This window comes from Saccharothrix sp. CCNWYY140 (genome assembly GCF_037401995.1).
Classification (GTDB): Bacteria; Actinomycetota; Actinomycetes; order Mycobacteriales; family Pseudonocardiaceae; genus Actinosynnema.
The window spans coordinates 8,134-19,118 of the sequence record NZ_JBBEGC010000045.1; the positions used below are offsets into that span (position 1 = coordinate 8,134).

A 10,985-nucleotide genomic window follows, 5' to 3' on the forward strand; every position below is an offset into this window, starting at 1 on the left:
GGAGGCCGGTGCGGTGCGGTGGGTTGGGTCGGCGGCGGTGCTCGGCGGAGGCCGGTGCGGTGCGGTGGGTTGGGTCGGCGGCGGTGCTCGGCGGAGGCCGGTGCGGTGCGGTGGGTTGGGTCGCCGGCGGTGCTCGGCGGAGGCCGGCGGGTCAGTTCAGCAGTTCCCGGTAGAGGTCCAGGTGGCGGTCGGCGCACACGACCGGCGAGAAACGGGACCGGGCGCGGTCGGCCAAGGCCGCGCCCCGCGTGCCGGGGTCGGGATCGGCGAACAACGCCCGCAGCCGGCCCGCCAGCCCCGCGACGTCGCCGGGCGCGGCCAGGCTCGCCGGGTCGGACAGCATGTCGGCCACCCCGCCGGTGTCGGTGGCCACCACCGGTTTCCCGGCCGCCATCGCCTCGGCCACCACGAGCGGCTGCTGCTCCATCGTGGACGGCAGCACCAGGGCGTCGTGGCGGCGGAGCTGGTCGGGCACGTCCGCCCGGAAGCCCAGGAAATCCACCCGTCCGGGCAGGTCGCGGCGTGCGCGGTCCTCGGCCTCCGTCCGCAGCGGCCCGTCGCCGACGACGGTCAGCGACGCGTCCCCGGGCATCACCCCCGGCCGGGCCAACGCGTCCAACAGGGTGAGCAAACCTTTGCGCTCCACCAGGAGCCCGACGAACACCAGCCGCCGCACCGGCCCGGACGGCGGGCAGCACGCGGGCAGGTCCACGCAGTTGTCGATGTGCGTCACGCGCTGGGCCGGCACGCGCAGCCGCCGCACCAGGAACTCGCCCATCGCCGGCGCGGGCACCACCGTCCGGTGCACGAACCGCGCCACCCCGGCGTCGGCGGCCAGCACCGTGCGGGTGTACTTCGACGGCCCGGACGCCCCGGCCGCGCCCCGGAACCACGGCTCGGCCACGTCGTCGGGCACCCCGTGGTAGGTCTGCACGACCTTGTGCCGCAACCGCAATCCGGCGCTGACGAGCCCGGCCCGCCGGTCCTGGGCGTGCACGACGTCCGGTCCCCACGCCCGCAGCGCCTCCCGCGCCTGCCGACCCGCCTTCAAGTCGCCTTTGGTGGCCACGGACACCTCCGTGTGGTGCCCGTCGATGAGCTCCGCGCCGCGCGCCGGGACCGGCCCGAACACCCGCACGTCGTGCCCGGCGGCGATCAGCGTCGCGGCCAGCCGCACGGTCACGTCCACCGGGCCGCCCCGGTCCTGCGTCAACAGGTAGGCGATCTTCACCGTGTCGGTCTTCATCGGGTCCCTCCCACCAGCTTGTCCACCAAGGTCGCGACCTGGTCGCACACCCGGGTCGAGTCGAACAGCACCTCGGCGCGCCGCCGCCCGGCCAGGCCCTCACCCGCCGCCAGCACCGGGTCCGCGAGCCGCGCGGCGACCGCCGCCGCCAGCGCGGGCACGTCCCCGGCGGGCACGACGGCCCCGGCCTCGCCCACGCTCTGCCGCACCCCGCCGACGTCGAAGGCCACCACGGACCGGCCGCTGGCCATCGCCTCCAACGGCACCAGCGCCATCCCCTCGGCCCGCGACGGCAGCACCACCACGTCGGCGGCGGTGTAGAAGTCGGCGACCGCGGTGTCGTGGCCCCACCAGCGCACCGACCGGTGCCCGCCCGCCTGCCACTGCTCGCGCATCGGTCCGTCGCCGACCAGCACCAGGTGCGCGTCCGGGACGGCGTCGAGCACCGCCGGCCACGCCGCCAGCAGCTGGTCCTGGCCCTTGAACTGCGCCATCCGTCCCACGCACACCGCGGTCGGCACGTCCGGCAGGTTGAGCCGCCGCCGCGCGGCGACCCTGCTGCGCGGCCTGAGCGCCCGCGTGTCGACGCCGTTGCACACCACCTCGGCCGGGGTGCCCACACCGACCGCGCGGCCCAGGGCCAGTTCGTCGTCGCTCACGCACACGAGCTGGTCGGTCCAGCGCGCCGCGTACCGCTCCCACGCCATCGAGGCGTGCCTGAGGGCGCCGCCGACGCTCTGGAACGACCACATGTGCGGCTGGAAGATCGTCGGCCGCCGCCCGCGCAGGGCCAGGCGCCCCGCGAGCCCGGCCTTGGAGCTGTGGAGGTGGACCACGTCCGGGTTCAGGCGCTGGAACACCCGTTGCAGCGCACGGGTTTCCCGGGCCGTGGACGGGCCGGGGCCGCGCGTGGCCGACCACGGGTGCACCGGCACGCCGACGTCCCGCACCCGGTCGGCGAGCCACCCGGGCGGGCACACCACGTCCACCCGCCAGCCCAGCTCCCGCTGGGCCGCCGCCAGTTCCAGCACCACCGCCGCCACCCCCGCCTCCACCGGCTGGGACACGTGCACGACCCTCATCGACGCACCTCACGCAGTTCACGCACGGTGCGGCGGTCCACCAGCAGGACCACCGCCGTGTAGCCGAGCACCAGGACCAGACCTTCCCCGACCGCGCCGGTCGGCGACGGCCCGAACACCGCGCCCACCGGTCCCGCGATCGCCACGCAGCAGGCGGCGGCCACCCCGGTCGTCACCAGCGCCCGACCGAGCCGGGGCGGCGCGAGACCGTTGCGCGCCAGGACGAACCACGTCACCGGCACCAGGACGCAGACCACGGCGGCCTGCGTCACGGCGACCGCCACCACGCCGTGCCGGGTCACCACGGCGAGCGCCACCACGAGGGCCACCAGGTGGGTCAGCTCCAGCGCGAGGTAGCGGCGGGCGTGCCCGGCGGCGCGCAGCACCTGGTACCACAGGTGCAGCAACCCGAGCCCCAGCCCGTAGAGGCATAGCACCGCCAAGGGCACCGCCGCCGGCGACCAGCGCGCCCCGAACAGCTCCACCCGGTCCGCCATCGCCGCCGTCACCGCGTACAGGCCGCCGGTGACCACCAGCGCGGCCTGGGTGAACCGCCCCGTCGCTCTCGGCACCTCGTCCGGCTCGCCGGCGCGGATCAGCTTGGCGCACAACGGGAACAGCACCCCGCCCAACACGACCGCGACGACGATGTAGGGCACCCAGGCGATCCGGTAGGCCAGCGAGTACACGCCCACCGCCTCCGGGCCGAGGACGTGCCCGATCGCCAGGTAGTCGACGTTCACCAGCAGCACCGCGACCAACGCGCCCGGCCCCACGACGGCGATCCAGCGCAGCGACTCGACGGCGGCCCCGGCGTCCCAGCACGGCCGCACCCGCACACCCACCGCCGCGCCCAGCACCGGCAGCGCGACCGCCGTCACCAGCAGCCCCACCACCAGCGACACCGGCCCCGCACCCCGCACCGCCAGCACCACCGTGACCGCCGCGCCGAGCAGCGCGCTACCCGCGTCGGGCACCAGCCGGCGGCGGAAGTCCAGGTCCCGGTGCATCAGTCCGAGCTGCACGCCGCCCGCGGCGGTGAACGGCAGGCTCAGCGCGGCCAGCCGGATCAGCGGGGCGGCGTGGGGCGCGTCCAGTGCGGCGGCGAGCACGTCCGCGCTCGCCATGAGGAGCAGCGCGAGCCCGAGCCCCGTGCCGACGCTGAGGGTGAGCAGCGTGCCCGCGACCCGGTGCGGGTCCAGGCTCGTGCGGCTGATCACGTCGTAGACGCCCATCGACTGGATGACGTGGCCGATGTTCACCAGCGACACCGTCAGCGCGACCAGCCCCAGGCCCTCCTCCGTGAGGAAGGCCGCGAGCACCAGCGTGACCACGACCTGGCCGGCCTTGCCGACCAGGTTCACCAGGAACAACCAGAGCGACCCGCGCACCGCCCCCGTCATGCGCACGTTCGGGCACGCGTCCGTGCCCACGCGAACCCGACCAACGCCACCCACGCCACGACGACCGCCACCCCGTCCACGGTGACACTGGCCCGCACCCCACCGAGTTCGCGGATCACCATGTCCACGAAGTACAGATGCGCGAACGGCACCAACAACGCCACCACGGCCACCCCCAACCACCGCAGTTCATGCCGCCGCCGCCACCACACCACCGCCGCAGCCGCCATCGCCGGCACCGCGATGATCACGTCCCCGGGTTGGTGCACCACGGCAACCACCACGGCGACACACGTCAGCAGATCCGCCGCCCCCGTGTCGTCCCCGATCCGATCAAGCCGCCGCACCAACACCACCGAAACCACCATGACACCCAGAAGCGCCACAAGTTCGGCCCCCGGCGGCAACCACTCGGCAACCCTGAACACCACCGCCGCGACATCAACCCGTTGCGAGGTAAGCGAATCCACGGCCCCATAGGTCGTCTGCGAAGCGTGCTCCAGGTTCCGCGCGACGACATCAAGGAACCCGCCCTTCAACACCAGCGGCACCACCGCCACCAGACTGGCCGCCGCCGCGATCCCCGTCCCACCCGCCGCAACCCGCCAGGACCCACGCGCACACAACAGGATCGCCAACGGCAACCCGAACTGCGGCTTGAGCCAAGCCAACGCCAACGCCAACGCAGCCCACCGCGGATGACTGGTCCGAGCCAACAACGCCCCCGCCGCCCCCACAGCGATCAGCGGATTCACCTGTCCCACGTACAACTGCGCCTTGCCAACCTGACTGGTGACCAACAAGGCCGCCACCACCCCGGCCCCCACCACCCACGTCCCCGGAACCCTCCGGGCAGCCATCACGGAAAGCAACCCCAACAACCCCAACGACACCACCGCAAACGCCACCGCGCCGATGCGGTAGCCGGGGAGTGCGAAGGGCATGTGCAGGAGGAGGTGGTAGGGCTGGTAGAGGTTGAAGTTCTGGCGGACGGGCCAGTGCGCGAACATCACGGCCGGGTCGTAGGGGTTGCCGCCGGCCAGGAACTCGCGGATCGGGAAGTACAACGCATCCCGAAAGTCCTGCATCCGCTCCTCAGCCAGATTCCCCTCACCCGGCAACGGCACCTTCAAGGCAGGTTGCAAGGCCCGCCAACCCCCCAAAACCCCTACCACCCCAGCCACAACCCCCACGCCCCGAGGCCCCCACCGCCGCGCCCCCTGACGCCACCCCGCCGACCCAGCGGTTCCCGCCAGCCGCTCGGCCGCCCCCGCCGGCCCTGCCGCCGTTCCCGCCGGCCTCGCTGAGCCTGCGCCCGCCGGCCGCTGCGCCAATTCCTCCCGAGCCTCGACGGCCGAATCTGTCGGTACGTCGTGGGACAATGAAGTCGGGGGCCGGAGGCCACGCCCTTCGCCGCTCATGCCAGCACCCCCGCCACTACGGTCGTGTCCGCCGGCTCCGCCGTTCCCGCCGGCCCAGCGGTTCCCTCCGGCTCTGCCGACGCGGGCCTCGCCGGCTCCGCGAACCGTGGCGTCGGCCGCACCGATCCCGTGCCCGCTGGCCGCACCGATCCCGTGCCCGCCGGCCGCTGCGCCAATTCCTCCCGAGCCTCGACGGCCGAATCTGTCGGTACGTCGTGGGACAATGGAATCGGGGGCCGGAGGCCGCGCACCTCGCCGCTCATACCAGCACCACCGCCACCACGGTCGTGTCCGCCGGCCGTGCGCCCACCACGCTCGCCAGCTCCGCCCGCGCCCCCTCCCGAGGCACCACGGCCACCAAAGCCACTCCATCCCCAGGCTCGGCGGCCTTGTCCGGCAACGCCTCCGCCAGCTCCTCCGCCCGCGAAGCCACCGCCGGCACCACAGGCACCACCCGCACCGGCCGCCGCGCCGCCGCCCCCAGCACGGTCAGCCGCTCGACCAACGTCGGGTCGTCGTCCGGCACGACCGCCACCGGGTGCCGCACCCCCGCCGACGCCAGCGCCGCCCGCACGCCGTCTGCGGCCCGCGTCCCCCGCAAGTGCCGTACCGCCGCCACGGCCACACCGGCCGCGACGGCCGCCGCCAGGGCCAACCCGATCGTCAACGGCCAGTCCGGCGCGACCCGTGCCACGGTCGGCGTGTCCAACACCCGCAACCTGCCCGCCGGCGCCAACAAGTCCGCCTCGACCACGGCCGCCGCGAGTGCCGCGGCCTCGGTGCTCGCCTGCTCGGCCGAAGGCGCCCGCACCGACAACCGCGCCAACCCCGACGCGGGCACCAGCTCGACCGACACGCGCTCCGCCTCCGTCCCGGCCTTGGCCACCACGGACGGGCTCCGCGCCACCTCGACCAGCGCGGGCAGTGACAGCGCCACCACCTCGCCGTACTGCGGCCCCACCGGAGTCGCCAGCACGCTGACCCGCGCCTGGTGCTCCTCGCCGGCGAACAGCGTCGCCGCGACGACCACCCCGCCCACCAGCAGCGCCACGAGAGCGCTCTCACCGATCAGCCGCGCCTTCGCCCCGGGCCTGCGCAGCCACGCGCCCGGTCGTGCCGCGACCGCCAACCTCCCCAGCCACGCGACCAGTCGTGCCTTCACCGCCGACCTCCCCAGCTCCGCAACAACTCGTCGTAGGACCGCATCAACACCTTCGGGTCGTGGGCACGGGTCACCGCCGCGCGGCCCGCCGCACCCACCTCCGCCCGCCGGGTCGGGTCGAACAGCAGCGCGCCCAACGCCTCCGCGGTCGCCGCCGGGTCGCGCGGTGGCACCACCAGACCGCCGCCGCCGGCCAGCGCCTCGCCGACGCCGTCCACGTCGGTGGCCACCACCGGCCGCCCGGCCGCCAGCGACTCCAGCACCGCGACCGGCATGCCCTCCCAGTCGCTGGTCAGCACCGTCACGTCGCACGCCGCCAGCAGGTCCGCCGCGTCCGGCCGGTTGCCCAGGAACCGCACCCCGCGCACACCCCGCCGCTCCAACGCCAGCCGCAGCGACCCGTCGCCGGCCAGCCACAGCTCCGCGCCCTCGATCCGCGACCACGCGTCCAGCAGCACGTCGTGCCGCTTCTGCGGTTCCAGGCGGGCCAGGCACAGCGCCACCGGCACGTCCTCGGCCACGCCCAGCGCCGCGCGCACGGTCGCCCGGTCCACCCGCGGCTCTTGCGGGAACACCGCGTTCGGGATGACCACCGGGTCCAGCCCGTTGGCCCGCAGCCGCGACGCCGTCGCCTCCGCCACGGTCACCACCGCACCGGACGTCCGGCGCAGGATCTTCGCCGCACCGGCGTAATCACGATCGGCAACCCCGTGGAACACGGTCACCAGCGGAACTTTCTTCGGCACCAACGCCAGCCGCGCCACCATGCTCGCGGACACGTTGTGCGCCAGCACCACCTCCGGCTCGAACCCGCGCACCGCCTGCCGGGTCGCGGCCGTCGCCCGCAGCACGCCCACGGGCCGCCGCCGCGCCACCGGCACCGGGAACGTCGGCACGCCCTGCCCGCGCAGCACCTCCGCGCGGTGCCCGCCGCCGCTGGCCACGGCGCTGTGCCAGCCGAACTCGGCCCCCGCGCGGGCCATGCCGGCGACCAGCGCCTCGGCACCGCCCGTGCCCATCTCAGCGATCACGTGCAGCACACGCATCGGCTCTCCTCACACGCAGATCGGCCGCGGCGACCACCGCGACCAGCGACCACAGCGGCAGGTAGTACTGCTGGGACAGGAACGTCGAGGCCACGGCCACGGCGATCAGCGACGCCTGCACGGCCGCCATCGCACGCCGGTCGCCGGAACCCCGCCAGCCGGAGCTGCGCCAGCCGGAGCGCAGCACGCGTTCGGACGACACCGCCGCCACCGCCAGCAACCCGGCGAACAACCCGAACCCGGCCACCCCCAACTCGGCCGCGACCTCCAGGTACATGTTGTGCGCCACCGGGGTCTGCTCGTCGACCTCGGCGTTGCGCGAGAACGCGGGGTAGTGGTCCCGGAACCCGCCCGGACCCACGCCCAGCGCCGGATGCGCGGACACCATCCGCGCGGCGGCCTGCCACCGCAGCCCGCGAGTGTCCACATTGGTCCCGGCGATGAAGCTCTTCTCTTGCAGGGCACGGTCCAACGCCGGCCCGGCGACCACCAGCGCACCGCCCGCGACCACCACCAGCGCCGCGACACCGCCCAGCACGACCTTGACCGGCACCACCCGCCGCGCCACCAGCCACACGGCCGCCGCCGACAACGCCAACGCCCCACCGCGCGAGAACGTCGCCGCCGCCCCGGCCGCCAACACCAGCGCCACCAGCGCCATCGCGACCGCGTGCCACTTCCGTCCCGGTGTGAACGCCACCAACAACGGCAAAGCGGCGACCAGGAAGTACGCCAGGTCGTTGGGGTCCTCCAGCGGCCCGCTCGCCCGCGCCTCGCCCTGCGCGAGCAGGCTGAACAACGCCCCGACCGCCGCCACCGCCGCCCCCACGACGGCCGCGCCCAGCAACGCCCGCACCGGGACTTCGCGGGCGGCCACGTCGACGAGGATCACCGTCAGCACCAGGAACGGCAGCCACCGTTGCAGGTAGTCGACCGCGTAGTGCCCACCCGCGTGCGCGGCGGTGGACGCCAGCAACACCACCGCGAACGCCCCGAGGACCGCGTGCAGCGGGTGCGGCGTGACGAACCGCCGCTCCCTCACCCTGGCGACAACCCACACGACCGCGAGCAACGCCGGCGCGACCTTGGCCAGGTGTCCGTGGACCTCCAGCAGGTACCCCTCCAGCGGGGCCTGCGCCACGGTCACGCACGCCAGGACCCGCAGCAACGCCGTCATCCCGACCGTTCCAGCCGTCCGACGTCCCGCACCGGCAACTCCGCGCCCAGCGCGGCGACGTGCGCACCGGTCCCGACGACCTCGAAGTGCCGTCGCAGCATTCCGAGCACCCAGCCCAGCAGTTCGACCTTGCGCACCGCCGGGATGGCCATGCCGGGGAAGAACTCCATCCCCGGCGCCTCGGCCGCGCCGAGCACATCGGTGGGGTGCAACAACAACGACGGCCCCACGCCCGTCAACCGGCACAACCGCAGCGCGGTCCGGAAGTACCCGCGCGCCAACGCCGGTGAGATCTGGTGCAACTGCAACAGGTACGAACCGTGGATCGGCACGCGCAGCAACGGCATGGTCGTCACCGGCAGTTCGACGACCCCGTTGTGCCAGCGGTAAGGCCGGTTCGGCGCGCGTACTTTCCCGAAGCCACCGAACAACTCCGCACTGTCCTCAGTGGACGCTGCGGATCGGTTGTGGTAGAAGCGGGCCAGCGGGCCGATCCACGTGGGCAGGGTGCTGGCGTCGTAACGGTAGCCGCGTGCGGCCAGCACGTCGAGCAGGTCCGGCGTCACGCTGAACCCGGGGCCGCGGAACCCGACCGGGCGTGGCGCGCCGGCGGCCACGATGGCGTCCTCGGTCCGCGCGACCTCCGCCTCCAGCTCGACCCGCGAGTACCGGTGCAGCCAGGGTTCGTGGCCGAAGGAGTGGTTGGCCACCTCGTGCCCGGCGGCGGCGATGGCGGCGACCGCCTGCGCCCCGTCGTCGCGCACCGCGTCCGCGCCGACCACGAACACCGTCGTGGTCAGGCCGTGCTCGCCGAAGACCTCCAGCAGCCGGGGCGTGGCCAGGGGGAGGAAGCTCGGCCTGCGCTCCCACGCCGGGTCGCCGTGGGTCTTGAGGTAGGCCCAGAGGTTGTCGAGGTCCAGGGAGACGCTGGCGACGGTCACGCCGGTTCCTCCGCCGGGACGGGCTTGGGCGCCAGGCGGGACGCGTACCCCAGGGCCAGCACGCCGCCGACCACCAGCGCGACCCCCGCCACCACCCACCACTCGCGGCCGGGCGCGATCCGGTCGCCCAGCGCGGCGATGCCCACCACGGAGGTCAGCACGACCGTCACGGAGTCCATCGTGGCGACCGTGGACGTGGCCGACCCGCGTTGCAGCGCGGCGGCCATGCACGCCTGGCCGACCAGCGCGGCGGCGATCATCAGCCACACCAGCGGGTAGTAGGGCAGGGTCAGCAGCGGTTCGTCGGCCAGCGACCGGCTCGCGATGGCGACGATGGCGTACCCGACACCCGCGGCGACCGCGATCGGCAGCACGTTCCGGGCCCGCCGGGACACCACGAAGGTCGCCACCAGCGGCACGCCGAGCCAGAGGAAACCGCTTTCCACGGGGATGTCGTCCGCGACCGACGGCGCGGAGGCCCCGGCCAGCAACACCAGCCCGACCGCCATCACCACCAGCACGACGACCTCGACCGTGCGCACCTTCCACCCCAGCGCCAACACCCCGAACACGGTCGCCACCCCGACCGCGCACGACGACCCGGCCTGCACCAGGTACAGCGGCAGTTCCGCGCGGGCGAAGAACGCCAGCACGAACCCCCCGACCTGGCCCGCGAAGCCCAACAGGTAGAGCCGGTCGCCGGCGAGCCGCGCGAGCAGCCCGAAGCCGTGGCCGTGCCGCGTGCGCCGCGCGGCGACGGTCTGGGCCACGATGCCCAGCGCGTACATCGCCGTGGCCGCCGCGAGTGCGAGGTATCCGGGCACGCAACAACTCCCTGCCAATGGGTTTCGACCGGCGGCAGCGTAGGGCGTCGTTTTTCCTTGCCTGATCGGGCGATGGTCGAATGACTCGATCGAGTGAAGTGCCGTTCGCGCTGATCACCAGTCTGTGATCGGTTGCCGCGCTAAAGCCGGTTCGATCCACCCGTGCGTGCTGTCGACAGCGGGGGGTGAGCGGACTGATGCGTTCCGTGCAGACGGGCGGCGGGTTTGGGATAGCGTGGCTGCGAGCCCCAGCACGTCGACGGAAGCGGAGATCCCGGATGGCCGACCTGACCCTGCGCGTGGACGTCGGTGACGGCGACGAGCGTGAGACGCACCGGTCGACGGCCGCCCTGCTCACCGACATCCGGGCGTTGGGCCTGGTCAACGTCGCGCGGGCGAGCGGCGAGGTGCCGGCGGGCGGCAAGTCGGGGCTCTCGCCGCAGATCGCCGAGCTGGTCGTCACCGGTGCGCTGTCGGCCACCACGGTGGGCACGATCGGCCGGGTGGTGATCGCGTTCGTCAACCGCGCCAAGGACCGGCGGGTCAAGATCAGCCGCGGTGACGAGACCTGGGAGTTCACCGGCGTCTCGGAGAAGGACCAGCACGTGCTCGCCCAACTGCTGTCCGCCGAGCCCGCCGGGTCGGACGTCGCGAACGGGGACGGCGGGGCGGTGCGCTGAGGA

The 10,985-nt window shown here is 74.1% G+C and carries 10 protein-coding genes; 1 reads left to right on the top strand and 9 read right to left on the bottom strand.

All coding sequences use genetic code 11. From position 1 onward, the window contains the following. Positions 1 to 151: 151 nt before the first annotated feature. The 9 genes from WBN91_RS20640 to WBN91_RS20680 form a co-directional block, all read right to left on the bottom strand. Positions 152 to 1,246: a glycosyltransferase family 4 protein gene (locus WBN91_RS20640; protein WP_337724213.1), complete on the bottom strand. Its 1,095-nt coding sequence runs from the start codon at positions 1,244 to 1,246 to the stop codon at positions 152 to 154. After that, positions 1,243 to 2,328 (bottom strand): glycosyltransferase, encoded by a 1,086-nt coding sequence (locus tag WBN91_RS20645; protein WP_337724214.1) that lies wholly within the window; start codon positions 2,326 to 2,328, stop codon positions 1,243 to 1,245. The genes WBN91_RS20640 and WBN91_RS20645 overlap by 4 nt, the downstream gene beginning before the upstream one ends. Then, positions 2,325 to 3,761 carry an oligosaccharide flippase family protein gene (locus tag WBN91_RS20650; protein WP_337724215.1) on the bottom strand — a complete coding sequence of 479 codons (1,437 nt, stop codon included), beginning with the start codon at positions 3,759 to 3,761 and terminating at the stop codon, positions 2,325 to 2,327. The genes WBN91_RS20645 and WBN91_RS20650 overlap by 4 nt, the downstream gene beginning before the upstream one ends. Further along, positions 3,728 to 4,819 (bottom strand): glycosyltransferase 87 family protein, encoded by a 1,092-nt coding sequence (locus WBN91_RS20655; RefSeq protein ID WP_337724216.1) that lies wholly within the window; start codon positions 4,817 to 4,819, stop codon positions 3,728 to 3,730. Before WBN91_RS20655 ends, WBN91_RS20650 begins: the two co-directional genes overlap by 34 nt. A gap of 592 nt (positions 4,820 to 5,411) precedes the next feature. Beyond that, a complete protein-coding gene (locus tag WBN91_RS20660) occupies positions 5,412 to 6,314 on the bottom strand; it encodes a hypothetical protein (protein ID WP_337724217.1) in 903 nt (300 codons plus the stop codon). Continuing rightward, on the bottom strand, positions 6,311 to 7,360 hold the full coding sequence (locus WBN91_RS20665) for a glycosyltransferase (protein WP_337724218.1): 1,050 nt from the start codon (positions 7,358 to 7,360) through the stop codon (positions 6,311 to 6,313). Before WBN91_RS20665 ends, WBN91_RS20660 begins: the two co-directional genes overlap by 4 nt. Next, positions 7,335 to 8,537, bottom strand: coding sequence for an O-antigen ligase family protein (locus WBN91_RS20670; protein WP_337724219.1), 1,203 nt, complete (start codon positions 8,535 to 8,537; stop codon positions 7,335 to 7,337). The genes WBN91_RS20665 and WBN91_RS20670 overlap by 26 nt, the downstream gene beginning before the upstream one ends. Then, positions 8,534 to 9,478 (bottom strand): polysaccharide deacetylase family protein, encoded by a 945-nt coding sequence (locus WBN91_RS20675; protein WP_337724221.1) that lies wholly within the window; start codon positions 9,476 to 9,478, stop codon positions 8,534 to 8,536. The genes WBN91_RS20670 and WBN91_RS20675 overlap by 4 nt, the downstream gene beginning before the upstream one ends. Continuing rightward, positions 9,475 to 10,302 (bottom strand): hypothetical protein, encoded by an 828-nt coding sequence (locus WBN91_RS20680; protein ID WP_337724222.1) that lies wholly within the window; start codon positions 10,300 to 10,302, stop codon positions 9,475 to 9,477. The genes WBN91_RS20675 and WBN91_RS20680 overlap by 4 nt, the downstream gene beginning before the upstream one ends. Before the next feature lie 278 nt (positions 10,303 to 10,580). Here WBN91_RS20680 and WBN91_RS20685 point away from each other — a divergent pair, with 278 nt between their 5' ends. Further along, entirely contained in the window at positions 10,581 to 10,982 is a 402-nt protein-coding gene (locus WBN91_RS20685) for a hypothetical protein (protein WP_337724223.1), read from the top strand. The last annotated feature ends 3 nt before the right edge of the window (positions 10,983 to 10,985 follow it).